The organism is Mesorhizobium sp. 113-1-2 (genome assembly GCF_016756475.1).
Taxonomy (GTDB): domain Bacteria; phylum Pseudomonadota; class Alphaproteobacteria; order Rhizobiales; family Rhizobiaceae; genus Mesorhizobium; species Mesorhizobium loti_C.
Window position 1 is genome coordinate 3,916,169 of the sequence record NZ_AP023242.1, and the last position, 22,603, is coordinate 3,938,771.

Annotated in this window: 21 protein-coding genes; 15 read left to right on the plus strand and 6 right to left on the minus strand. The window is 63.3% G+C overall.

Annotated elements, in window-relative coordinates:
- Positions 1-220: 220 nt before the first annotated feature.
- Complete coding sequence (cobF, locus tag JN279_RS18920) at positions 221-997, minus strand: precorrin-6A synthase (deacetylating) (RefSeq protein WP_096447310.1); 777 nt, start codon at positions 995-997, stop codon at positions 221-223.
- A gap of 171 nt (positions 998-1,168) precedes the next feature.
- Here cobF and JN279_RS18925 point away from each other — a divergent pair, with 171 nt between their 5' ends.
- The 6 genes from JN279_RS18925 to JN279_RS18950 all read left to right on the plus strand — a co-directional run bounded on the left by JN279_RS18925 (position 1,169) and on the right by JN279_RS18950 (position 6,813).
- Entirely contained in the window at positions 1,169-2,185 is a 1,017-nt protein-coding gene (locus JN279_RS18925) for a DUF4424 domain-containing protein (RefSeq protein ID WP_096447308.1), read from the plus strand.
- On the plus strand, positions 2,185-2,703 hold the full coding sequence (locus JN279_RS18930; RefSeq protein ID WP_096447306.1) for a dihydrofolate reductase: 519 nt from the start codon (positions 2,185-2,187) through the stop codon (positions 2,701-2,703). Before JN279_RS18925 ends, JN279_RS18930 begins: the two co-directional genes overlap by 1 nt.
- Before the next feature lie 169 nt (positions 2,704-2,872).
- Complete coding sequence (hflK, locus tag JN279_RS18935) at positions 2,873-3,988, plus strand: FtsH protease activity modulator HflK (protein WP_096447304.1); 1,116 nt, start codon at positions 2,873-2,875, stop codon at positions 3,986-3,988.
- A complete protein-coding gene (gene hflC / locus JN279_RS18940) occupies positions 3,988-4,956 on the plus strand; it encodes a protease modulator HflC (RefSeq protein ID WP_096447302.1) in 969 nt (322 codons plus the stop codon). Before hflK ends, hflC begins: the two co-directional genes overlap by 1 nt.
- A 3-nt stretch (positions 4,957-4,959) precedes the next feature.
- The gene (locus JN279_RS18945; RefSeq protein ID WP_096447300.1) at positions 4,960-5,148 is read left to right on the plus strand and encodes a DUF2065 domain-containing protein; all 189 of its coding nucleotides are present in this window, start codon (positions 4,960-4,962) and stop codon (positions 5,146-5,148) included.
- 150 nt (positions 5,149-5,298) lie between these two features.
- Positions 5,299-6,813 (plus strand): DegQ family serine endoprotease, encoded by a 1,515-nt coding sequence (locus JN279_RS18950; protein ID WP_096447298.1) that lies wholly within the window; start codon positions 5,299-5,301, stop codon positions 6,811-6,813.
- A 34-nt stretch (positions 6,814-6,847) separates the two neighbouring features.
- On the opposite strand, the gene JN279_RS18955 is transcribed toward JN279_RS18950, so the two are convergent.
- Together JN279_RS18955 and serB are read right to left on the minus strand one after the other, a co-directional pair.
- Positions 6,848-7,420, minus strand: a complete 573-nt coding sequence (locus tag JN279_RS18955; protein WP_096447296.1) for a GNAT family N-acetyltransferase — start codon at positions 7,418-7,420, stop codon at positions 6,848-6,850.
- The gene (serB, locus tag JN279_RS18960) at positions 7,417-8,304 is read right to left on the minus strand and encodes a phosphoserine phosphatase SerB (protein WP_202353594.1); all 888 of its coding nucleotides are present in this window, start codon (positions 8,302-8,304) and stop codon (positions 7,417-7,419) included. The genes JN279_RS18955 and serB overlap by 4 nt, the downstream gene beginning before the upstream one ends.
- Between serB and miaA the strand changes: the two genes are divergently transcribed.
- Entirely contained in the window at positions 8,294-9,259 is a 966-nt protein-coding gene (gene miaA, locus JN279_RS18965) for a tRNA (adenosine(37)-N6)-dimethylallyltransferase MiaA (protein ID WP_096447292.1), read from the plus strand. The two genes, serB and miaA, sit on opposite strands and share 11 nt — an antisense overlap.
- A gap of 105 nt (positions 9,260-9,364) precedes the next feature.
- Entirely contained in the window at positions 9,365-10,156 is a 792-nt protein-coding gene (locus JN279_RS18970; protein WP_096447290.1) for a GGDEF domain-containing protein, read from the plus strand.
- A 224-nt stretch (positions 10,157-10,380) separates the two neighbouring features.
- On the opposite strand, the gene JN279_RS18975 is transcribed toward JN279_RS18970, so the two are convergent.
- Entirely contained in the window at positions 10,381-12,213 is a 1,833-nt protein-coding gene (locus tag JN279_RS18975) for an ATP-binding protein (RefSeq protein WP_096447288.1), read from the minus strand.
- Between the two features lie 154 nt (positions 12,214-12,367).
- Here JN279_RS18975 and JN279_RS18980 point away from each other — a divergent pair, with 154 nt between their 5' ends.
- From JN279_RS18980 to JN279_RS18990, 3 genes are read left to right on the plus strand one after another with little or no spacing between them, the layout of a single operon-like run.
- On the plus strand, positions 12,368-12,931 hold the full coding sequence (locus tag JN279_RS18980; RefSeq protein ID WP_096447286.1) for an XRE family transcriptional regulator: 564 nt from the start codon (positions 12,368-12,370) through the stop codon (positions 12,929-12,931).
- Positions 12,932-12,935: 4 nt separating this feature from the next.
- Positions 12,936-13,244 (plus strand): hypothetical protein, encoded by a 309-nt coding sequence (locus JN279_RS18985; protein WP_096447284.1) that lies wholly within the window; start codon positions 12,936-12,938, stop codon positions 13,242-13,244.
- 29 nt (positions 13,245-13,273) lie between these two features.
- The gene (locus tag JN279_RS18990) at positions 13,274-13,804 is read left to right on the plus strand and encodes a GNAT family N-acetyltransferase (RefSeq protein ID WP_202353595.1); all 531 of its coding nucleotides are present in this window, start codon (positions 13,274-13,276) and stop codon (positions 13,802-13,804) included.
- A gap of 10 nt (positions 13,805-13,814) precedes the next feature.
- Here the strand turns inward: JN279_RS18990 and JN279_RS18995 are convergent, their stop codons facing one another.
- Complete coding sequence (locus tag JN279_RS18995; RefSeq protein ID WP_202353596.1) at positions 13,815-14,702, minus strand: LysR family transcriptional regulator; 888 nt, start codon at positions 14,700-14,702, stop codon at positions 13,815-13,817.
- Between the two features lie 120 nt (positions 14,703-14,822).
- Between JN279_RS18995 and tmpA the strand changes: the two genes are divergently transcribed.
- The 3 genes from tmpA (at position 14,823) to JN279_RS19010 (ending at position 18,409) form a co-directional block, all read left to right on the plus strand.
- A complete protein-coding gene (gene tmpA / locus JN279_RS19000) occupies positions 14,823-15,974 on the plus strand; it encodes a 2-trimethylaminoethylphosphonate dioxygenase (protein WP_202353597.1) in 1,152 nt (383 codons plus the stop codon).
- The gene (gene tmpB, locus JN279_RS19005; protein WP_202353598.1) at positions 15,971-16,555 is read left to right on the plus strand and encodes a (R)-1-hydroxy-2-trimethylaminoethylphosphonate oxygenase; all 585 of its coding nucleotides are present in this window, start codon (positions 15,971-15,973) and stop codon (positions 16,553-16,555) included. Before tmpA ends, tmpB begins: the two co-directional genes overlap by 4 nt.
- Before the next feature lie 711 nt (positions 16,556-17,266).
- Positions 17,267-18,409 carry a PcfJ domain-containing protein gene (locus JN279_RS19010; protein WP_096447274.1) on the plus strand — a complete coding sequence of 381 codons (1,143 nt, stop codon included), beginning with the start codon at positions 17,267-17,269 and terminating at the stop codon, positions 18,407-18,409.
- 89 nt (positions 18,410-18,498) lie between these two features.
- Here the strand turns inward: JN279_RS19010 and JN279_RS19015 are convergent, their stop codons facing one another.
- A complete protein-coding gene (locus JN279_RS19015; protein WP_202353599.1) occupies positions 18,499-20,301 on the minus strand; it encodes an NAD(P)/FAD-dependent oxidoreductase in 1,803 nt (600 codons plus the stop codon).
- Positions 20,302-20,776: 475 nt separating this feature from the next.
- On the opposite strand from JN279_RS19015, the gene JN279_RS19020 reads away from it, so the two are divergent.
- The gene (locus tag JN279_RS19020; RefSeq protein WP_096447270.1) at positions 20,777-22,558 is read left to right on the plus strand and encodes an acetolactate synthase 3 large subunit; all 1,782 of its coding nucleotides are present in this window, start codon (positions 20,777-20,779) and stop codon (positions 22,556-22,558) included.
- Positions 22,559-22,603: the final 45 nt, after the last annotated feature.

Genomic DNA, 22,603 nt, shown 5'->3' on the forward strand with positions numbered 1-22,603 from the left:
CGATTGCAGCCGCCGATGGAAACAGCGGCGGGATTCGAACCGGCCAACTGATCATACAATTCTGTGAATTTAACGTCAATATATGTGATATACGCCGCACGGGTGGGTTCCGCGAGACGGCGCTTGATTATCAAATTAGCATAATACGCTGTTTTTTCTGACTCTTGCGAGCCACCAAACCGTCTCGCCGGACTTGTTACCCATGCGGCGCCGACGCTGGCTAGATATCGTCCGGCTCGCCGGGCTTGCGCAGCAGATAGGTATCCATGATCCAGCCCTTTTGCCGACGGGCTTCTTCGCGGACTTTTTCGATCTCGGCGCCGACATCGCCGATGCGGCCCGAGAGAATGATCTCGTCAGGCGTGCCGAGATAGGCACCCCACTGAATGAAGACATCCTTGTCGGTGAGCGTGTTGAAGGCGCATTTGCCATCGAGCATGACCACTGCCGCGCCAGCATTGGCGGGCAAGCCTTCCTCGGTCAGCCGGCGGCCAGTGGTGATCAACACGGAATCGCCGATGCGGTTCAGTGCCATTCTGTGACTGGCGGCAAGCGCCTGGATGGCGGTGATGCCGGGGATGACCTCCAACTCGAAGGCGACATTGTCCCTCAGGCGCACCCGCTCGAGGATACGCAGCGCGCTGTCGTAGAGCGAAGGGTCGCCCCAGATCAGGAAGGCGCCGCAGCCATTCTCGGAAAGCTCGTCGCGGATCAGGGCTTCATAGATAGCGGCGATGGCTTCGTGCCAGTCGTCGACGGTCGAGCGGTAGGAGGATGTCGGTTCGGCGCGCACCGGCACGTCGAATTCGACGCGGCGCGATTTGAGGTTGGTGACGAAGCGGTCGCAAATCTCGCGCCGCAATTCGGCAAGGTCGTTCTTCTTGGCGCCCTTGTCTGGGATGAACAGCACATCGGCACGGTTCAGGCCTGATATGGCCTGCACGGTCATGTGGTCGGGATTGCCGGCGCCGATGCCGATGACGAGAAGCTTGCGCATGGGGCGAACTCCTGCCCGATCGGAAGCTGTTAGTCCAGACCGCTGCTTGCGTGTCCAGACCGCTGCTCGCGTGTCCAGACCGCTTTGGCGGGTCCGCGGATGCGGAAGGGCTTTGAAACGCCACATTGAAACGGCTAGGGTCGTCAGGGCATTCTTGCCGAGGGGGCTTTGATGTTGCGATATGTTCTGACGGCAGCGCTGGCGCTTTCGGCGGCACCCGCATTGGCCAATGATTCGGTTGCCGAGCTCGGCACCGGTGGCCTGATCCTGTCGCGCAGCGATGCTGTCGCGATGCAAAGCGAGGACCTCTTCATCTCGCCCGAAAAGGTGACGGTCGACTACGTCTTCCACAACAACACCGACAAGGACGTCAGCGCGATCGTCGCCTTTCCAATGCCCGACATTTCGGGTGATCCGGAAGAGATGCCGGCGATTCCTGAAAACCAGAGCGACAATTTCCTCGGCTTCGAGGTGACGATCGACGGTGCACCGGCAAGGCCGCAGCTCGAGCAGAAGGTGTTCGCGCTCGGCATCGACATCAGCGCTGACCTCAAGGCGCAGAATGTGCCGTTCAATCCGTTCGGCGATGCCGCCAAGGCAGCGCTGGCGAAGCTGCCAAAGGCAGTGGCCGACGACTGGGTCAACCGCGGCATCATCATCGAGGACACCGCCGATGACGGCAGCGGCATGAAATCAAACTATGCGCCGTTCTGGCAATTGCGCTCGACCTACTGGTGGCGCTCGACCTTTCCGGCCAATAAGGACGTTCACGTTTCCCATCGCTACAAGCCGAGCGTCGGCGGCACGTCTTCGGTCAGCTTCTTCTATGACGGCCAGTTCCAGGGGCAATATGCGACATACAAGACCCGCTACTGCATGGACGACACGTTCGAGAACGCGGTGCGCAAGGCGGCGAAGGACAATCCGGATGGCTATCCTCAGTACAACGAAAGCCGCATCGCCTACATCCTGACCACCGGAGGCAACTGGGCGGCGGGCACCATCGGCAAGTTCAAGCTGACCATCGACAAGAGCAACGCGAAAGCCCTTCTCTCGTTCTGCGGCGACAATGTCAAAAAGGTTGGGCCGACAACCTTCGAGATGACCGCGAGCGATTTTTACCCAGAGCACGACATTGATATCCTGCTGCTCGAACCGTCGGACAGCAATGGCGGGGATGCGAACTGATGCATGTCGCGATCTATGTCGCCATCGCCGAGAACAACGTGATCGGGCGGGATGGCGGACTGCCCTGGCGGCTCTCCACCGACCTCAAGCGTTTCAAGGCCGACACGATGGGCAAGCCCATCATCATGGGCCGCAAGACCTATGAAGGCATCGGCCGCCCGTTGCCGGGCCGGCTGAACATCGTCGTCACTCGCGACAAAGTCTGGCGCGCCGGAGGCGTCGAGGTGGCGAATACGCTTGAGGCGGCGATCCAGTTGGCAACGGTGCGCGGACGCTGCATGACTGGGGTCGACGAGGTCTGCGTCATCGGCGGTGGCGAGATCTATGCGCAGGCGCTGCCGCTCGCCGACCGGCTGCACGTCACCCATGTGCTGGCCGCCGTCGACGGCGACGCGCATTTCCCGCCGATCGACCCTCAGACATGGCGCGCGGTCAGTTCGCAGGAGGTTCCGGCCGGAGAAAAGGACAGCCACGCTACGCGCTATTCGGTTTACGAGCGCCGCCGCGAGATACATTGAAAGACAAAAAAGCTATTGAAAGACGACAAAGGGTCGCTACCGACCCAAAACGGATGATGTCGGCGGGGCATCGCGTTGAAAGCGTGCTGCCACATCCCTATAGAAGAACAACACTGGATTTTGCGCCGTAACACCGGCGCTTGAGGGAATTCCAAGCGAAAGGACATTCATGCCCTGGAACGACAAGAGCGGCGGTGGCGGCGGCCCATGGGGCGGCGGCGGCGGCAATCAGGGACCCTGGGGGCAGGGTCCGAAGGGACCGAGCGGCCCGCAGGGCTCGCCTCCCGATCTCGAAGACATCATCCGCCGCGGCCAGGACCGGCTGCGGCGCGCGCTGCCCGGTGGCGGCGGCGCCAGCCCGGCCGTGTTCGGACTGGTCGCCGCGGTGCTGGTCGTTCTCTGGGCATTCCAGGCGGTCTATACCGTGCAGCCGGACGAGGTCGCCGTCGAATTGCGCTTCGGCAAGCCGAAGCCCGAACTCTCCCAGCCTGGCCTGCATTTCCATTGGTGGCCACTCGAAACCGTCGAAACGGCCAAGATCTCCGAGCAGCTCGTCAGCATCGGCGGTGGCAACACCAGCGGCAACGGCCTGATGCTCTCTGGCGACCAGAACATCGTCAATGTCCAGTTTTCGGTGGCCTATCAGGTCTCGGATCCGAGAGCCTATCTGTTCGACGTGTCCGATCCCGACGGTATGCTGACCCAGGTGGCCGAAAGCGCCATGCGTGAAGCTGTCGGTCGGAGACCGGCACAGGACATCTTCCGCGACGACCGTCAGGGTATCGCGGCCTCCGTGCGTGAAATCATCCAGACCACGCTCGACGGCTACAAGGCCGGCCTGCAGGTCAATGCCATCTCGATCGAAGACGCGGCCCCGCCGCGCGAAGTGGCCGATGCCTTCGACGAGGTGCAGCGCGCCGAGCAGGACGAAGACAAATTCGTCGAGCAGGCCAACCAGTATTCCAACCAGAAGCTCGGCGGGGCACGGGGCGCTGCGGCGCAGATCCGCGAGGACGCGGCTGCTTACAAGAACCGTGTCGTTCAGGAGGCAGAAGGCGAAGCGCAGCGCTTCATCTCGGTCTACGACGAATACGCCAAGGCGCCGGATGTGACCCGCAAGCGCCTCTATCTGGAAACCATGGAGAAGGTTCTGAAGGACTCGAGCAAGGTCATCGTCGAGCAGGGCAACGGACAAGGCGTCGTGCCCTATCTGCCGCTGCCGGCATTGCAGCCGAAAGTGCCGGCTCCGGCTGCGCCTGCGGCGAACACGGGAGGTACCCAGTGATGGCCAACCGTCTTCCCATCTTCGTCGTCATCGCGGCGGTCATCCTGTTCCTCATCTATTCCTCTGTCTTCGTGGTCAATGCGAAGCAGCAGGCGATCGTGCTCAGGTTCGGCGAGATCGTCGACGTCAAGAGCGAGCCCGGCATCTATTTCAAGGCGCCGTTCTCGTTCTTCGACGCTGATACGGTGCAACTGATCGAGAACAGGGTGCTGCGCTTCGACCTCGACAACATCCGCGTCCAGGTGTCGGGCGGCAAGTTCTATGAGGTCGATGCCTTCATCGCCTATCGCATCTCGGATCCGCGCGTGTTCCGTGCCGCGGTGTCCGGCCAGATCGAACTGGCCGAAGCGCGGCTGAGGACCCGTCTCGACGCTGCCTTGCGCCGCGTCTACGGTCTGCGCGACTTCGAGGCGGCGCTCTCGGAAGAGCGTGCCGTGATGATGCGCGAAGTGCGCGATCAGCTGCGGCCCGATGCCACCTCGCTCGGCCTGCAGATCGAGGATGTCCGCATCCGCCGCACCGACCTCACGGCCGAGGTTTCACAGCAGACCTACGACCGCATGAAGGCCGAACGCCTGGCCGAGGCCGCTCGGCTCCGGGCACGCGGCAATGAAGCGGCACAGCGCATCACGGCACGCGCCGACCGCGAAGTGGTCGAGATCGTTGCCGAAGCGCAGAAGGAATCCGAAATTCTGCGTGGTGAGGGCGAAGCCCAGCGCAGTGCCACCTTCGCGGACGCCTACAAGCGTGATCCGGCCTTCTTCGATTTCTACCGGTCGATGAACGCCTATGGCACGGCGCTGGACAACACCGGAACGACCATGGTGCTGTCGCCGAATTCGGAGTTCTTCCGCTACTTCCGCGACCCCGACGGTAAGGAAGGGCCGGCGAAGCCGCCAGCAGCTCCGGCTGCACCGGCGACGGCACCTGCCGCGCCGACGACGCAACCCAGCACCGGCCAGCAATAGCCGGTGCAGGACTTTTTCGCGGCGATAGGCCTGGTCCTTGTCATAGAGGGCCTGGTCTATGGCGGTTTTCCCAGCTTGGCGCGGAAGCTCGCGGGCGAGGTGCTGTCGATGCCGGAGAATGCATTGCGGATCGCCGGGCTGGTCGCGATCGCCATCGGTGTCGGCATCGTCTGGCTGGTGCGGGGCGGATGAGAACGTCAGGTTTTCGTCTGCGGCATAACGGAGGATTTATCCTCTGCCGGTAGTCGTAGCCGCAAACGTGCCGTATTTTTTGCCAACATGGCGCAACACGGTGTTTTCACCGTTGCGCTTTCTCTTTCAGAAAGACCGGGAGGCTTCTCGATGACATCCACATTCCTTTTGCGCGCGGCACGGCGGACCTTCATCGCCGGCACGGCAGCGCTTCTTGTCGGTACTGTCGCCGTCCCGTCCTTCGTGATGCCGACCTTCGCGGCAGACGGACCTGCTTCGGTGGCCGACCTCGCGCAAGGCGTGCTCGGCGCGGTGGTCAACATCTCGACCTCGCAGACGGTCAAGGGCACGGAAGGGCCGGGTGCGGTGCCGATGCCGCAGCTTCCCGAAGGCTCGCCCTTCCAGGACTTCTTCGATGATTTCTTCAAGAACCGCGGCGGCGACAAGGACAATGGCGCGCAGAAGGTGCAGTCGTTGGGATCCGGCTTCGTCATCGACGCCGAGCAAGGCATCGTCGTCACCAACAACCACGTGATTGCGGACGCCGACGACATCGAAGTCAATTTCTCCGATGGCGTGACGCTGAAGGCGACGCTGGTCGGCACAGACACCAAGACCGATGTCGCGGTGCTGAAAGTCGATCCGAAGGGCCACAAGCTCACGGCGGTGAAGTTCGGCGATTCCACCAAGATGCGCGTCGGCGACTGGGTGATGGCGGTCGGCAATCCGTTCGGCCTTGGCGGCACGGTCACGGTCGGCATCGTCTCGGCCCGCAACCGCGACATCAATTCCGGTCCCTATGACGATTTCATCCAGACCGATGCGGCGATCAATCGCGGCAATTCGGGCGGACCGCTGTTCAACAGCGCTGGCGAGGTCATCGGCATCAACACGGCGATCATTTCGCCGTCCGGCGGCTCGATCGGCATCGGCTTCTCCATCCCGTCGCAGCTCGCCTCGGGCGTCGTCGACCAGTTGCGCCAGTTTGGCGAGACCCGGCGCGGCTGGCTCGGCGTGCGCATCCAGCCGGTCACGGACGACATCGCCGAGAGCCTCGGCATGGCGACAGCCAAGGGCGCTCTGGTCGCCGGCGTCATCAAGGGCGGACCGGTCGACAACGGCACCATCCAGGCAGGCGACGTCATCATCAAGTTCGACGGCAAGGACATCCATGAGATGCGCGATCTGCCGCGCGTCGTCGCCGAAAGCCCGGTCGGCAAGGCCGTCGACGTGCTGATCGTGCGCAAGGGTGTCGAGCAGACGGTGAAGGTGACGCTGGGCCGGCTCGAGGATGGCGAAAAGCTCGCCAGTGGCGAGAACGGCAACACCGACCAGGACAAGGGCGACAAGGCTCCGGCCGTTTCGACCGCCTCTGTGCTGGGCATGACCGTCGGTGAACTCAATGACGAGACGCGCAAGAAGTTCAGCATCGCCGCCGATGTTTCCGGCGTCGTCATCACCGATGTCGCCAAGGATTCGGCCGCCGCCGAGCGCGGCATCCAGCCCGGCGAGGTGATCACCGAGATCGCGCAGGAATCGGTCGCCACGCCCAAGGACGTCATGGACCGGATCGGCGCGCTGAAGGAGCAGGGCCGCAAGAACGCGCTCCTGATGCTGGCGTCGAAGACCGGCGAGTTGCGCTTCGTGACGATCCGGATGGATTGAGATTTCAATCCGGCGATTTTCAAAAAAGAGGCGGCTAACCAGCCGCCTTTTTTCTTGCCCACCAGTCCGCGCGCGAAAGCCGGTAAAGCACGTGCCGCTTGAGCGCGGGATGGCTGTCGGGAATGCTGGGATGGTCGAAGTCAGCCGATGGGTCGGCCGTCATGCCGAGGCGTTTCATGACGGCGGTCGAGCGGTGGTTTTCCGCGACGGCGAAGGAAACGATCTCGTCGACGGCCAATGTCTCGAAACCGTAGGCCAGCCAGGCTTCCGAGGCCTCGGTGACATAGCCCTTGCCCCAGAATTCGGGCGCCAGCCGCCAGCCGATCTCGATCGTGTCGGCCGGCAGCGATGGTACATGGTCGGTCGCGAGGAGGCCGACGAAACCGATGCATTCGCCGGTCGCGGCAATCTCGGCCGCAGCGAAGCCATAGCCGTCCTCTTCGATCCAGGCGTGGAATTCGTCCATCTTGGCGTCCGCGGCGGCACGGTCGCGGCGGAACGGGAAGAATTCCATGACGCGCTCATCGGAATTGATGCGATGGAAGAGCTCGCGGTCGCGGTCCTCCCAATTGCGCAGGATGAGACGCTCGGTGCGCATGGGTTTCATTGGACGATTTCCTCGCTCCGATAGCCCTGAAGGTAGAGCAAAGCGGTGAGGTCGCCATGGTCGATGCGGACCTTGGCCTGCGCCGCCACTGTCGGTTTCGCATGAAGCGCCACACCGGTGCCGGCGAGGCGGATCATGTCGAGGTCGTTGGCGCCGTCGCCGACGGCGATGGTATCGGCCGGCGTCAGGCCAAGCCGCGCCGAGATTTCGAGCAGCGCCTCGGCCTTGGCGGCGCGGCCGAGGATCGGCTCGCCGACCAGGCCGGTGAAACGTCCGTCCTGTTCGAGCAGGCGATTGGCGCGGTTTTCCTGAAAGCCGAGCATGGCGGCGATGCGGGTCGTGAACACTTCGAAGCCACCCGAGACCAGTGCCGCCCAGGCGCCGTTGGCACGCATGGTCTGGACCAGCGCGCGGCCGCCCGAGGCCAATGTCAGCCGATTGGCAACGATGCGGTCGACGACGGCGGCATCGAGTCCCTTCAGCAGCGCCACCCGTTCACGCAGCGCCGGCTCGAAAGCGATCTCGCCGTTCATCGACCGCGCGGTGATCGCCGCGACGTGCTCCTTGACGCCGATCTCGTCGGCCAGTTCGTCGATGCATTCCTGGTCGATCATGGTCGAATCCATGTCGGCGATGAGGATTTTCTTGCGACGCGTTTCGGCCTGCTGGACGATCACATCGACCGGTTCCCCAGCCAATGTGGCGCGCAGGGCAGCCGTGGTATCGGTGGCGTCAGCCTCTTGCGACAGGGCAAGATCGCAGGCAATGCCTTCAGCCAGCCAGGCGATGGTGCTTGCGCCGACCGAGCGCGAGGCCATATTCGCAAGCGACGGCGACAGAGCGCGGTCGGCGGGACGGGAAACAAGCGTGGCAATGAGCGGCATCGAGAATTCCGGCGCGGATGCGGGCGAAGGCCGCGTGAAGAACGCGATCCTGATAGCCGGGCCGACCGCCAGCGGCAAGTCGGCATTGGCGCTCGACCTGGCCGAACGCGCAGGCGGCGTTGTCGTCAACACCGATTCCATGCAGGGCTATTCAGTTCTCGAAGTGCTGACCGCCCGGCCGGAGGCCGCCGACCTCGCGCGCGTGCCGCATTTTCTCTACGGCCACGTCCATCCCGGTACCGCTTATTCGACGGGCGCCTGGCTGCGCGATGTGATGAAACTCATCGATGACGGCGCGCTGTCGCGGCGACCGATCTTCGTCGGCGGCACCGGCCTCTATTTTCGGGCGCTGGCCGAGGGCATTTCGGAAATGCCCGACATTCCACCGCGCATCCGCGACCGCTGGCGCTACGAGTTGAAGGAGCAAGGCGCGGTCAAGCTGCACGGCCTGCTGCTGCGCGAGGATTCGAGAGCCGCCATGCAGCTCAAGCCAACCGATAGCCAGCGCGTCGTGCGGGCGCTCGAAGTGCTCGATGCCTCCGGCCGGTCGATCCTGGATTGGCAGGCTGAGCGCGGCCGGCCGCTCATCGACAGGCGGACGGCGCGTTTCCTGGTCATCGAGCCGGATCGGGCCGCGCTGGTTGACCGCATCGAGAGGCGCTTCGACCAGATGCTGGACAAGGGCGCGCTGGAGGAGGTCAGGCGACTCGCAGCCCTTGGCCTCGATCCGGACTTGCCGGCGATGAAGGCGATCGGCGTTCGCGACCTGCAGGCGGCGATGGCCGGACAGCTGAGCTTTCCCGAGGCGATCGAGCGCGCCAAGATCGCAACCCGGCAATACGCCAAGCGGCAGACGACCTGGTTTCGCCATCAGTTGGGGCCGGAATGGCAGAGATTGCGCCCGGGTGACGATCTCGAAACCACGATCCAAACACTTGTTGCTAATGCAACTTAAAAAGTTGACCATGACGGAAGGGTTCGCGCCGAAGTTGCCGGGATTAACGCTCCGTAAGGCGGTCCGTGCCATAAGGTCGATGGGCACTTTTCCATTGGGGAGCAGATGCGTTTCCATAAGGCGGAATCCGCTTTTTTCGTCTTTATTTTCGTGATCCTGGCCGCTGGCCTGGTGACGCTGCACGCCTATGGGCTGTTGCAATCCTTCGCCACGGAACTCCATACGCAGTCGGGCCTGGACAAGGTCATCTACCTCAACAAGCTGTTGTTCGCGACCGGTGTGCTGCTGGCGACTGCGCTGTTCTTCGGCATCTTCTTCATCTATCCGCTGATCCGCAAACAGGCGACGGAAGAAGGCAAGCTGCGCGCCATGACGGTCTCGCTCAGCGCCCGCTCCGAAACGCTCGAGCATGCCGCGCTGACCGACGGCCTGACCGGCATGCAGAATCGCCGTTATTTCGACGATGCGCTGAAGGAATATCTCGAAGAGTTCCGGCGCATCGAAAAGCCGGTCGGGCTGATGATCCTCGATCTTGACCATTTCAAGCAGGTCAACGACACCCACGGCCACGATGTCGGCGACGAGGTGCTCAAGGCTGTCGCCAGCTGCCTGAAGGACATGACACGCTACCACGACGTGGTGGCGCGGCTGGGCGGCGAGGAGTTCGCCGTGGTCACGCCCAACATGGAGGCGGAGTTGCTGGCCAAATTCGCCGAGCGCATCCGCAAGGCGATCGCCAACATGTCGATCCTCTCGGGCAATGTCCGCCTCAAGATCACCACCAGCGTCGGCCTCGCCGTCTGGGACCGCAAGGAAACGGCCGAGGAATTCTACCGTCGCGCCGACCGCCAGCTCTATGAAGCCAAGAGGCAAGGCCGCAACCGCGTCTGCGCCTAAAATCCCATCATTGAATTCGTGAGGCCGGCCGTCTGCCGCCGTTTTCTGCGCTTCCGGTGCTCACGGACTTAATGTCCGCTCCGCTCCGGTTCTCGAAAACAGCACCAGCCGATTGGCCTGACGAATTCCCTGACGGGATTTACCCAGGCTGGCCAACGAAGCTTGGCCCTTGGATGTTTGACGTAGGTGCTCAGTGTTATCGGCAGATGGACTTGACGCCAGGCTCAGTCGTTCTGGGGGCGCAGGCCGAAGGTGGCGGGTTTCAGGCCGTAGCGCATGTCGAAATCGTCGTCCGCTGGCGCCCGGCCGGTTGCCGGCTTGCGGTAGTCGGGATCGCCGGCCTGGCGGCTGGAATCGACCACTTCGGCGAAGGCCATCGCCTGCGGTGTCGGTTTCGGCACGTTGCGCAGCCGCTCGACGATCGCCACCAGGTCGACATCGTCGCCGCTCTTCGACGAGATAGCCTCTTCGCGCTTGGACGTGCCGGGCAGCAGGTGGCTGGGCAGTCTTTCGAATTTCAGCCGCATGGTCGTCGCCACGCCTTCGCCGAAGGCAATGGCTTCGCGCTGGCCCATGGACGACAGGAAGGCAAGCGTGGAGGCGGAAGAATCGGCGATGGCCGAGCGGATGATCGCCTGGTCCTGCTCGTTGGCGAGCCGCATGGCGAAGAAGGTCGAGCATTGCGACAGGATGGTCGGGTCGAGTTCGCCGGGGCGCTGGGTGACGACGCCGAGATAGCAGCCATATTTGCGGCCTTCCTTGGCGATGCGCGACAGCGCGTGCCTGGTCGGCGCGAAGCCGAGACGCGGATCGGCCGGCATGTAGCGATGCGCTTCCTCGCACAGCAACAGCAGCTGCAGCTTGCCCTCGCTCCACAGAGCGAGATCGAAGGCCAGGCGCGCCAGCACCGAACAGACGGAGTTGACCACTTCGGAAGGCATGCCGGCCATCTCGAAGCAGGTCACCGGGCGGCCGTGATGCGGCACGCGAAAAATGTTGCCAATCGTCTCGTGGATGGTGTCCTCGATCAGGCGCGAACTGAACATGAAGCGGTAGCGTGGATCGGCGGCGGCCGATTCGATGCGCGTCTTCAGCGATTTCAGTGTCGGCCGCTCGTTCTTGCTCTCGAGCATGCCCATGCGCTCGTCGATCTGCTTGAGCAGGTCGACGATGCGGTAAGGCACCGGCGTATCGGCGGTCAGCGCGTCGTTGCCGCGCCTGAGATAGGCGCCTGAATTCGGGTTGCGGTAGAGGTTCTTGGCGAGCGGAATGAGGTCGCGCAGAGCGTCGATCTCTTCCGCATCGGTCTCACGACCGCGAAACAGCACCTCGGCGAATTCCTCGAGCTTGAACATCCAGAACGGCAGGTCGAGCGTCTTGGAATCGACCTTGACGCAATATTCGGGCAGCGAGCTCGCAAATTCGTTGTGCGGGTCGAGGATCAGGATGCGCAAATCCGGGCGTGCCTCGATCGACTTGCGCAGCAGCAGCGAAACAGCCGTGGATTTGCCGACGCCGGTGGTGCCGACAATGGCGAAATGGCGCGCCAGCGTGTCGTCGATGGCGATGTTGGCGGCGATCGTCTCGTCCTGCGCCAGCGAGCCGATGGTGATGGAATGACGGCCGGCCAGATCGTAGACCGCCTGCAGGTCGCGGGTGCGGATGCGGTGCGCAATCGCCCCGATATGCGGATAGGCGGTAATGCCGCGGTCGAAGACCGGTTTGGCGCCTGGCTCAGCGCCGTCGCGCACTTCACCGATCAGCTCGATGCTGACCTCGATGGCGTTCTGGCCTTCGTTGCTCCAGGCGCGGTCCGACTTGCCGATGCCATAGACCAGGCCAACGGTTCGCGTCGTGCCCAGATTGATCGAGATCATCTTGCCGACCGTCCAGAGGCCGGTCACCGCGCCGTCGACATCGTCCGCATAGGCGCTGATGGTGGCGCGTGCGCCGTCGCATTGCACGACATTGCCCAGGATGCGCCGGTCGTTCTGCTCTGCGTTGCGGCGCTCCTGCGATGTCGGTTCTCCGACGGAAGCTTCGCGTTCGACATACATGGACTGGCCAATCCCCATTTCCCTGGAGATCAGACCCTACAAGAATGGGGTTAAGGTCGGATGAGGTCGGATGGTGTAGAGACGATTAAGCGCCTGGCGAAAATTGTCGCGAAATGGCTCTTCTCCAATCTCTGCCTTTCGCTATAATAGACAAATGGATGATATAGCGAACGACATTTCCTCCACCATCGGCAGGCGAATCCACACGGAAAGGACCATGCGGGACTGGTCGCTGGCCGAGCTCGCCGAGCGGTCCGGCGTTTCCAAGGCCATGCTGAGCACGATCGAGCGCGGCATGACCAGCCCGACGGCAGCCCTTCTGGTGCGCATCGCTGCGGCTTTCGGCATGACGCTGTCGACCCTGATCGCGCGGGCGGAATTGCAAGGCGGCGGGCTGCTGCGCGAGGCCGACCAGCCGCTGTGGCGCGATCCCGATACAGGCTATGTCAGGCGGCATCTGTCACCGGCCAGCGACATGCCGCTCGAACTGATCAAGGTGCATCTGCCGGCGGGCGCCAGGGTCAGTTTGCCGGCGGCCTCCTACGCCTTCATCAAGCAGCAGATCTGGCTGATTTCCGGACGGCTCGACTTCACCGAGGGCGATGTGGTGCACAGGATGGAGCCCGGCGACTGCCTGGCGCTGGGCGCGCCGTCGGACTGCAGCTTCCATGCCCCGGAGGCGGGCGCCGACTATCTCGTCGCGCTGGTCAGGGGCTGAGATCATGGCGAGACGGCCAAAACGCTCCCACAATGGGGGGCCGCCTCTTGACGATTACAAAGGGCCACCCTGGGGCAAGGGCGATCCTTACATCTTCCTGGCCTGGCAGGCCGCGCACGCCAAGGCGTGGAGGGCGCCGAGCCGCGAGGTCATGCTGATGCGCATGGACAAGGCCGAGCGGCTGGGCCTGACCTATGAGGAATATACGCTCGAAATCCTCGAACGTGGGCGGCACCTCAGGGAAGAAGACACCGAGCGCATCAGCGCCATCAAGGCCGCGCGCAAGCGGCGGCGGGTGCGCCATCTCGACTGAGCCCAATCATCATCTCCAGAGGACTGGCCATGAATTCCATCGAAATCGAAACGCTGGGCGCCAATGCGGAAACGTTGGCGATGCTGGCGGATCTGCTGGTCGAAACGGTTGCCGCCGGAGGTTCCGTCAGCTTCATGCATCCGCTGGCGCCGGAAGCGGCAAATGCGTTCTGGGAGAGGTCGCTGGCCGCGGCGGCAAAGGGCGAAAGGGTGGTGCTCGGTGCCTGGGACGGCAAGGTCCTGGCTGGCACCGTCACGCTGCTGCTCGACCTTCCACCCAACCAGCCACACCGGGCCGAGATCGCCAAGCTGATGACATCGGTCGAATACCGGGGCAGGGGTGTGGGAACGCGCCTGATGCGAGCGGCGGAACGCCTCGCCGTCGAGAAGGGACGAACGCTGCTGGTGCTGGATACGGCGACGGAAGAGGGCGCCTCGGGCCTTTACGAAAAACTCGGTTTCACCTTGGCCGGCGAAATACCGGACTTTGCGCTGAAGCCGCATGGCGGACTGACCGGCACGCTGATCTACTGGAAGCGCATCGGCGCCACGTGGCGCTAGACAGCGGCGGTCAGGCCGAGATCTCCCCGGAGAGCTGTCTCAGCAGCCAATGGCGAAAATCCTGTTCGGCACTGGTCAGGCGCGCGGTCGATGCCTTGGTCAGGAAATGGCCCGAGGTGCTGGACAGTTCGAACTCGGAAAGCGGCACCAGACTCCGGTTCTTGAGTGCTGCGTCGACAAGCGGCCGCGAGCCCAGAAGCACGCCGGCCCCGGCGCTCGCGGCTTCCAGCGCGGCGACGAAACTGTCGAAGCGGTGCGACCGCTGGGGGTGGCCGGCCAATCCGGCCGCCGCGAACCATTCCGACCACATTTCGCGCGCACCGGCGACCAGAAGCAGCGGCAGGGCTGTCCAGTCGGCGGCACCGGCGAGCGCCGGACTTGCCACCGGCACAAGCCGCTCGGCGGTCAGCCTGTCGGCCTCGCGTCCGGGAAAGAATCCGTTGCCGAAACGGATGTCGAGCGCCGAGCCCGGCAAATCATAGTCGGTCGGCCGATGGATGGTCACCAGATCGAGCTGGATGCGCGGCAGCGCCTCGGCGAGATCGGGCAGCGCCGGGGCCAGTATCAGCAGGGCGAAAGAAATCGGCACCCGGATCGAGACGGTCTGGACGGCGCGCGGCTCGAACAGTTCCGTCGTGCTGCTGGAGATGGTGGCGAAGGCCGACTGGATGTGCGGCAGGTAGGCAGCGCCCTCGGGCGACAGCGCGACGCCGCGCGCCAGCCGCGAGAACAGACGCGTCTTCAACCGGTCCTCGAGCAGCCGGATATGCTGGCTGACGGCGGCTTGGGTCAGGCCGAGTTCGGCCGCTGCCGCCGTGAAATTCGACAGCCGCGCCGCCGCCTCGAAACTGCGCAGCCAGTCGAGGGGAGGCAGAGTGGGAATGGGTTTCCAAGGCATTAGAAATTTATGGTCTTTGGCCAAAAAATGATAATTTGAGTTATGCCTGTCGCGCGACCAACATGCAATCGAAACCCTGCGGATCGGGCTGCGGGGCGTAGAGGACAGGAACGGATCTCCATGCTCACCCACGCGCTGGTTGGCGACGAAGGCAGAACAATCGAACTTGGCTGGCAAAGTGGGAGGCGCACCCGCTTTCACGCCATGTGGCTGCGCGACAATGCGCTCGACGACAAGACGCGCAGCGCCGGCAATGGCCAGCGGCTGATCACCATTCTCGACATTCCGGCCGAAACGAGGATCGGCGCGGCCGCGATCAAGGGCGGCGCGCTGGAAGTCAGCTTCGTGCCGGAAGGAAAAACGGTCAGTTTTCCCGCGCAATGGCTGAGTGCCAACGCCTATGATCGCGACGAGCTTCGCGAGCCGGGTTGGACGGGCGATATCGTCCAGCGCTGGACCAAGGCGACGATGCAGAATTCGGTGCCGCGCGCCAGATACGCGGCGGCCTCTCACAGCCGCAGCGTCCTGCGCGAATGGCTTTCGGCGGTAAGGACCTACGGCTTTGCGGTGATGGACGGCCTGCCGGCCGAATCCGGGGCGCTGTGCAAGGTCTCCGATCTGTTCGGTTATATCAGGGAGACCAATTACGGCCGCTGGTTCGAAGTGCGCGCCGAGGTCAATCCGAACAATCTCGCCTACACCAATCTCGGTCTTCAGGCGCATACCGACAATCCCTATCGCGATCCGGTGCCGACGCTGCAGATCCTGTCCTGCATCGAGAATACGGTGGAGGGTGGCGAGTCGAGCGTGGTCGACGGTTTTGCCGTGGCGGCCGCGCTGCAGGCCGAAAACCCGGAAGGCTTTCGACTGTTGAGTTCCTGTCCGGCACGTTTTGAATATGCCGGCTCGTCCAGCGTGCGGCTGCAGGCGAAACGGCCGATGATCGAGCTTGGACCGGATGGCGAACTGATCTGCGTCCGCTTCAACAACCGCTCGCTGGCGCCTGTCGTCGACGTGCCGTACGCCGATATGGACGCCTACTATACCGCCTATCGCCGGTTTGCCGAGCTGATCGAGGATCCCTCTTTCGAAGTGACGTTCAAGCTGGAAGCGGGCCAGGCCTTCATCGTCGACAACACCCGCGTCATGCATGCCCGCAAGGCGTTTTCCGGCACCGGCAAGCGCTGGCTGCAAGGCTGCTACGCCGACAAGGATGGCCTGCTGTCGACACTTGCGGCGATCGAACACAGCTTCAAGGAGGCCGCGGAATGAGCGGCCAGGATCTGAACGCGGACACCATCGTCGAGTTCATCGCCGACATTTTTGAACGCCGGGGCGCGGAATCCTATCTCGGCGAGCCGGTGACGATGTCCGAGCACATGCTGCAGGGCGCATGGCTGGCGGAGCAGGACGGTGCGCCCGAAGTGCTGGTGGCCGCAGCACTCCTGCACGACATCGGCCATTACACCAGCGAGTTCGGCACCTACTCGCCCGACGATGTCGAGGACAAGCATCATGACGAGGCCGGCGGCGAGGTGCTGGCGCCGTTCTTCCCGCCGGTCATCGTCGAATGCGTCAGGCTGCATGTCGCGGCCAAGCGCTATCTCTGCGCCACCGACCCGACCTATTTCTCCAAGCTGTCGCCGGCTTCGGTGCATACGCTGTCGCTGCAGGGTGGACCGATGAGCGCCGGTGAGGTGGCCGATTTCCGCAAGAACCCGTTCCACGAAGAGGCAGTGCGGGTCCGGATCTGGGACGAGGGCGGCAAGATCGCTGACATGAAGACACGGGCGTTTCGCGACTACGTGCCGCTGCTGCAGCGCGTCGTGCACGATTTCGCCAACCGCGCCTGACGGCGGTTCATCACCGGGAGGGACAGCCTATGTGTTTCTGCTTCGATGGTGAAAACGCGGTGGCCGCATTCCGGCCGGAGAGCTGCGGCGAGCGTCTGCCTGGCGCTGGCGCCGAACAACCGGTCCGTTCCCAAGCTGAGCCAAGCCAGTTCGGCGCGGTCGGTTCGTTCGAGCCTGCCGATGCTAGCCCCGTTCGCCATATTGCTGTCGGGATGGTTCAGGAGTATTAGCCACGCCAGACATGCGGCCCTCCTTGATCCGCCGCATCGACCATTCTTGAAGGAGGCATGATGAGAACTTGTTCACGCATTTCGCGCCTCCACGGTGGTCTGACGGTCTAACCCGCGCCATAGCGGATTGCGATTTCCTGACAATCTGACAACCGCAACGCAGCCATGCGTCGCGGTCGTTGTCCGTGGCTGCTTCGATGCCGCTGATATCAACGAGACGGTGGGCGCCGACCGGCTCCCGGCCGACGATCGCGGCCGCCCGAAGGCCTGAGATGCGCCTTTGCAACACTCCCTCAGGCCATTGTAAACATTAGAAGAATGTCTCTTGCTCCAAACTGTCGGTGAGCCTAGAGAGCCCGCCCATTCCAACCCGTCATCCCCAGAGGAGACCTGTCACATGTCGCGCCAATCCAGATGACACAGTCCGTGCCGGCGCTGGAGTTGCGCGCGGCTGACAGGGTTCCAATCGGGAAGAACGGCCATGGCCAGGTCCATGATCCAGCGCAGGCAGGATGCCGAGCGCGAACGCATTGAAGCATATCAAGCAACGCTGCGACGGGTTTCTCCCGCGTCGCGCGCCGCTCCGGATTTCGAGCGGGCGCTCGACGAGGTACGCCGGGGCTTTGCCGGCATAGCGATCCGCGACGGCGGGCTGTGGCGTCCGAAGCTGAAGACGCGCGACCCGGCGCGGCTGCGGCTGGCCGCTGCGCGCCATCTCTATGCGCGCTATCCAGTCTCGGCCGCACTCGAGGCCATCTGGCAAGACAGTTCGGGGCTGCATGCCGACGAGATTGCGCTGCGCAAGTGGTGGTACGTCGCGGTTGCACGTGGTGACTCGCTCTACAAGGCCGGCGCCAATGCGTGGCTGTCGCGCAAGGAGGTGCATTGCTTCCTGAACCTGTCGGGCAACCTGACCTTCGACGAGGCGTTCTGGCTGGCGATCATTCGATCCTATACGGACGATTTCGGGCTGGCCGCTCGCCTTGCGCGCACCAAGATCGCACGCACGCCGCGCGCCGAACTGCCTTTCTGGCGCGAGATGGCTCGCTTCTTCTGCGGGCAGCCAACGTCGAAGGAGGAGATCGACGATCTCTGCGACTATGTCGGCGCGATGTATCGGCACGATCGAGCCTACAGCCTGAAGGGACGCACGCTCGCCTCGCTGCGCAAGCAGATGTCCGATTGGCACCGCGACATTGCCGCCATCGAGCGCATCGAGGCCATGCGCCGCCGCGCCGGCGGCCGGGCTGCGCCGGTCAAGGGCGCCTGGGAGGGCTCGCGGCTCGAAGACTGGGAGTGGCAACCGTCGGTCAAGGAGGCGAAGGCGCATGGCGAACGCTTCTTCGTTCGCCAGCTGAAGACGGCCGAGGATCTGGTCGCCGAAAGCCGAGCGATGCATCACTGCGTCTCGACGTATGCGACCAAATGTATCGCTGGCTACGCCTCGATCTGGGTGCTGCGGCGCACGGCCCTCGGCAAGATCGAGCGGCTGCTGACGATCGAGGTCAACCCGCAGAACCGGGCGGTGCAGGTGCGCGGTTTCTCCAACCGACTTGCCTTGCCCGACGAGCGCAAGATCATCGAGCGCTGGGCCAAGGCGAGGGGCGTGACGCTGCGTGACTGAAACGAACCCCGCGCGGCGGAGATGCCGCGCGGGGGCACGCTTTTTCCTATTGCCGATGCGGGATGGCAGACGGCCCCCGAGCTTGCCGGCTATCCCTTGTGGTGCACCTTCTGCAGTCCGTAGACCGGCGTCGGCAGTCCGGCATGCCTGGCCTTCAACTGCAGCGCCAGGAACTGCGAATAATGGCGCGACTGGTGCAGATTGCCGCCATGGAACCACAGCGCTTCCTGCTGCGTCGGCTTCCACATGTTGCGCAACTCGCCTTCCCAGGGGCCGGGGTCCTTGGTGGTGTTGGAGCCAAGGCCCCAGCATTTGCCGACCTTGTCGGCGGTTTCGCGCGAGATCAGATCGGCGGCCCAGCCATTCATCGAGCCGTAGCCGGTGGCGTAGACGATGAGGTCCGCCGGCAGTTCCGAGCCGTCGCTGAGCACAACCGAATGCTGCTTGATCTCTTCGACGTTGACGCCGCTCTTCAGCTTGATCGAACCATCGATGATCAACTGGGAAGCGCCGACGTCGATGTAATAGCCAGAGCCGCGCCTGAGGTACTTCATGAACAGGCCGGACTCGTCGTCGCCCCAGTCGAGCATGAAACCGGCCTTTTCCAGTCCCTTGTAGAACGCCGCGTCGCGTTTCTTCATCTCGGCATAGGCCGGGATCTGGAACTCGTGCAGGATCTTGTAGGGCAGCGAAGCAAAAATCAGATCGGCCTTGGCCGTGGTGATGCCATTCTGCAGCGCCTGCTCCGAATAGAGCGAACCCAGTCCGATCTCCATCAACGTGTCGGATCTGGAGATATGAGTGCTCGAGCGCTGCACCATGGTGACGTCGGCGCCGGCTTCCCACAGGGCCGCGGCGATGTCATGGGCGGAATTGTTGGAGCCGATGACAACAGCTCTCTTCCCGGCATAGGCATCGGGGCCGGGGTGCTGCGAGGAGTGGTGCTGGTCGCCCTTGAAGGTCTCCATGCCCTTGAATTTCGGCAGATTGGCCTTGCCGGACTGTCCCGTCGCCAGCACAAGCTGCTTCGGCTTCAGGGTGATGTCCTTGCCGTCGCGGTGTACGACGACGGTCCATTCCTTCTTCTTGTCGTCATAGGAGGCGCTCTTGGCCTCCGTCGACGACCAGTAGTTCAGCTCCATCACCTTGGTGTACATTTCCAGCCAGTCGCCGATCTTGTCCTTGGGCGAGAAGACCGGCCAGTTCTTCGGGAAATCGATATAGGGCAGATGGTCGTACCAGACCGGATCGTGCAGGCAGAGCGACTTGTAGCGCTTGCGCCAGCTGTCGCCGGCCCGCTCGTTTTTCTCGACGATAATGGTCGGGACGCCGAGCTGCCGCAGCCTTGCGCCGAGCGCGATACCGCCCTGGCCGCCGCCGATGATGAGCGTGTAGGGCTGCGTCTTGAAGCCGAGCTCGGCGGCTTCCTTCTCACGCTCTTCCTTCCATGTCGGACGGTTCTTGCCCGAGCCATGCTTGGCGCCCATCGGCCGTGCGAAGCCGGCTGGTTCCTCGTGACCTTTCAATTCGACCATGGTGGTCAGCAGCGTCCAGATCTTGCCGTCCTTCAGCCTGATATGGCCAAAACCGCGCGCCAGTTCGGTCTCGAAACTGATCCAGCCCTCGATCACCCCGCCGCTCTCGGTGGCGTCCTCGCCCTTGGCGAGTGCCCAATGCGACGGCTTTGTCTTCGACAACTGGCTCTCCAGCATGTCGCGGACCTGATCCCGACCTTCCATGGTCTTGATGTTCCAGGTGAAGGTGACGAGGTCGCGCCAGTAGCAATCCTCCTGGAAACAACCGACGGCCTTGTCGATGTCATTGGCGGCCAGCGCGCCGCCGAATTTGTCGAGCAGGTCGGACAGTTTCTTGCTTGGGGCCTTGTCGAGCATAAGTCTTCCTCCGTGAAATCCTGGCCGTCGTGGTGGCTCCTCCCGAGCCGGACGATCAAGTATCGGCAGAGAGGACGGCGTTCGTCACGCCCCACCATAGTTTCGCGTGGCTTCAAGGACTTATCCGGAAAATGCTGCTCCCGAGCCGGTCAGGGTTTGCCCGATGCAGGCACGATGCGGTGTCCCATCGCGAAATCGTGACGGCTATTTATCGAATTGCGGAGCGCCTTCATCGCCGGCGCGATTTTTGCCGTTGACAGGGCGCCTTGCCCGCCCGTAGTGTCCGCGACCATGAAAAAGGCACTCATTCTCGTAGGAAGGCGCGTGGGCAAGGCGGTGTAACCGCCGGGCGAAAACCTCCCATGCGCAACACACAGGCTCCCTCGGGGGCCTTTTTTATTGCCTGAAACACGACTAAACGACCAACAACACCCAAATGGCAACGCCCAAGGGGCGACAGTACGGGACCAGACCGATGAGCAACGGACAGAGTGAGCGGCGCGAAATGACGGGCGCCGAAATGGTGGTGCAGGCGCTGAAGGACAATGGCGTCAAGCATGTCTTCGGTTATCCCGGCGGCGCGGTGCTCCCGATCTATGACGAGATCTTCCAGCAGGACGACGTCGAGCACATTCTCGTGCGGCACGAGCAAGGCGCCGGCCATGCGGCGGAAGGCTACGCGCGCTCGACCGGCAAGGCGGGCGTCATGCTGGTGACATCAGGCCCCGGCGCCACCAATGCGGTGACGCCGCTGCAGGACGCGCTGATGGATTCGATCCCGCTGGTCTGCCTGACGGGCCAAGTGCCGACTTCGCTCATCGGCTCCGACGCCTTCCAGGAATGCGACACGGTCGGCATCACGCGGCCCTGCACCAAGCACAACTGGCTGGTGAAGGACGTCAACGAGCTCGCCGCGACCATCCACGAAGCCTTCCATGTCGCGACGACCGGCCGTCCCGGTCCGGTGGTGGTCGACATCCCCAAGGACGTGCAGTTCGCCAAGGGTTTCTACGTCCCGCCGCAGATCGCACCGCGCACCAGTTACCAGCCCAAGGTCCAGGGCGATCTGGAGAAGATCAAGGCCGCGGTCGAGCTGATGGCCGGTGCCAAGAGGCCGATCATCTATTCGGGCGGCGGCGTCATCAATTCCGGCCCGGAAGCGAGCCATCTGCTGCGCGAACTGGTCGACCTCACCGGTTTCCCGATCACCTCGACGCTGATGGGTCTCGGCGCCTATCCGGCATCGGGCAAGAACTGGGTCGGCATGCTCGGCATGCACGGCACCTACGAAGCCAACATGGCCATGCACGATTGCGACGTGATGATCTGCATCGGCGCGCGTTTCGACGACCGCATCACCGGGCGGCTCAACGCGTTCTCGCCGAATTCGCGCAAGATCCATATCGACATCGATCCGTCATCGATCAACAAGAACGTGCACACCGAAGTGCCGATCATTGGCGATGTCGGCCGGGTGCTGGAGGATATGGTGCGGCTGTGGCGGGCAACCGCCAAAGCCGACAAGAAGGCGCTCTACCCCTGGTGGGAGCAGATCGCCAAATGGCGCGGTCGCGATTCACTCGCCTACAAGATGAACCATGACGTGATCATGCCGCAGTATGCCATCCAGCGGCTCTACGAACTGACCAAGGACAAGGACACCTACATCACCACCGAGGTCGGCCAGCACCAGATGTGGGCGGCGCAGCACTATCATTTCGAAAAGCCGAACCGCTGGATGACGTCGGGCGGACTCGGCACGATGGGCTATGGCCTGCCGGCAGCGCTCGGCGTGCAGATCGCGCATCCCGATGCGCTGGTCATCGACATTGCCGGCGACGCCTCGGTGCAGATGACGATGCAGGAGATGAGTGCTGCGGTGCAGTACAAGGCGCCGATCAAGATATTCATCCTCAACAACCAGTATATGGGCATGGTGCGCCAGTGGCAGCAGCTGCTGCACGGTAACCGGCTGTCGCACTCCTACACCGAGGCGATGCCGGACTTCGTCAAGCTGGCGGAAGCCTATGGCGGCCATGGCATACGCTGCGAGAAGCCGGACGAACTGGACGACGCCATCAAGGAGATGATCTCGGTCCGGAAGCCGGTGCTGTTCGATTGCCGCGTGGCCAATCTCGCCAACTGCTTCCCGATGATCCCGTCGGGCAAGGCGCACAACGAGATGCTGTTGCCGGACGAAGCCACCGACGAGGCCGTGGCGAACGCCATCGACGCCAAGGGCAGGGAACTGGTGTAATCGACGGGCCAAGGCAGGGCTTGTCGAAAGAAGCCGTGCGCAAAC

Excerpts from the sequence above, each read along its gene's own strand:
- JN279_RS19020 (WP_096447270.1), top strand. The coding sequence starts at position 20,777 with ATGAGCAACGGACAGAGTGAGCGGCGCGAAATGACGGGCGCCGAAATG.
- JN279_RS18995 (WP_202353596.1), bottom strand. The coding sequence starts at position 14,702 with ATGCCTTGGAAACCCATTCCCACTCTGCCTCCCCTCGACTGGCTGCGC.
- JN279_RS18925 (WP_096447308.1), top strand. The coding sequence starts at position 1,169 with ATGTTGCGATATGTTCTGACGGCAGCGCTGGCGCTTTCGGCGGCACCC.
- hflK (WP_096447304.1), top strand. The coding sequence starts at position 2,873 with ATGCCCTGGAACGACAAGAGCGGCGGTGGCGGCGGCCCATGGGGCGGC.
- JN279_RS18975 (WP_096447288.1), bottom strand. The coding sequence starts at position 12,213 with ATGTATGTCGAACGCGAAGCTTCCGTCGGAGAACCGACATCGCAGGAG.
- miaA (WP_096447292.1), top strand. The coding sequence starts at position 8,294 with ATGAGCGGCATCGAGAATTCCGGCGCGGATGCGGGCGAAGGCCGCGTG.
- JN279_RS19015 (WP_202353599.1), bottom strand. The coding sequence starts at position 20,301 with ATGCTCGACAAGGCCCCAAGCAAGAAACTGTCCGACCTGCTCGACAAA.
- JN279_RS18950 (WP_096447298.1), top strand. The coding sequence starts at position 5,299 with ATGACATCCACATTCCTTTTGCGCGCGGCACGGCGGACCTTCATCGCC.
- JN279_RS18930 (WP_096447306.1), top strand. The coding sequence starts at position 2,185 with ATGCATGTCGCGATCTATGTCGCCATCGCCGAGAACAACGTGATCGGG.
- JN279_RS18955 (WP_096447296.1), bottom strand. The coding sequence starts at position 7,420 with ATGAAACCCATGCGCACCGAGCGTCTCATCCTGCGCAATTGGGAGGAC.
- tmpB (WP_202353598.1), top strand. The coding sequence starts at position 15,971 with ATGAGCGGCCAGGATCTGAACGCGGACACCATCGTCGAGTTCATCGCC.
- JN279_RS18970 (WP_096447290.1), top strand. The coding sequence starts at position 9,365 with ATGCGTTTCCATAAGGCGGAATCCGCTTTTTTCGTCTTTATTTTCGTG.
- hflC (WP_096447302.1), top strand. The coding sequence starts at position 3,988 with ATGGCCAACCGTCTTCCCATCTTCGTCGTCATCGCGGCGGTCATCCTG.
- serB (WP_202353594.1), bottom strand. The coding sequence starts at position 8,304 with ATGCCGCTCATTGCCACGCTTGTTTCCCGTCCCGCCGACCGCGCTCTG.
- JN279_RS19010 (WP_096447274.1), top strand. The coding sequence starts at position 17,267 with ATGGCCAGGTCCATGATCCAGCGCAGGCAGGATGCCGAGCGCGAACGC.
- tmpA (WP_202353597.1), top strand. The coding sequence starts at position 14,823 with ATGCTCACCCACGCGCTGGTTGGCGACGAAGGCAGAACAATCGAACTT.
- JN279_RS18985 (WP_096447284.1), top strand. The coding sequence starts at position 12,936 with ATGGCGAGACGGCCAAAACGCTCCCACAATGGGGGGCCGCCTCTTGAC.
- JN279_RS18990 (WP_202353595.1), top strand. The coding sequence starts at position 13,274 with ATGAATTCCATCGAAATCGAAACGCTGGGCGCCAATGCGGAAACGTTG.
- JN279_RS18980 (WP_096447286.1), top strand. The coding sequence starts at position 12,368 with ATGGATGATATAGCGAACGACATTTCCTCCACCATCGGCAGGCGAATC.
- cobF (WP_096447310.1), bottom strand. The coding sequence starts at position 997 with ATGCGCAAGCTTCTCGTCATCGGCATCGGCGCCGGCAATCCCGACCAC.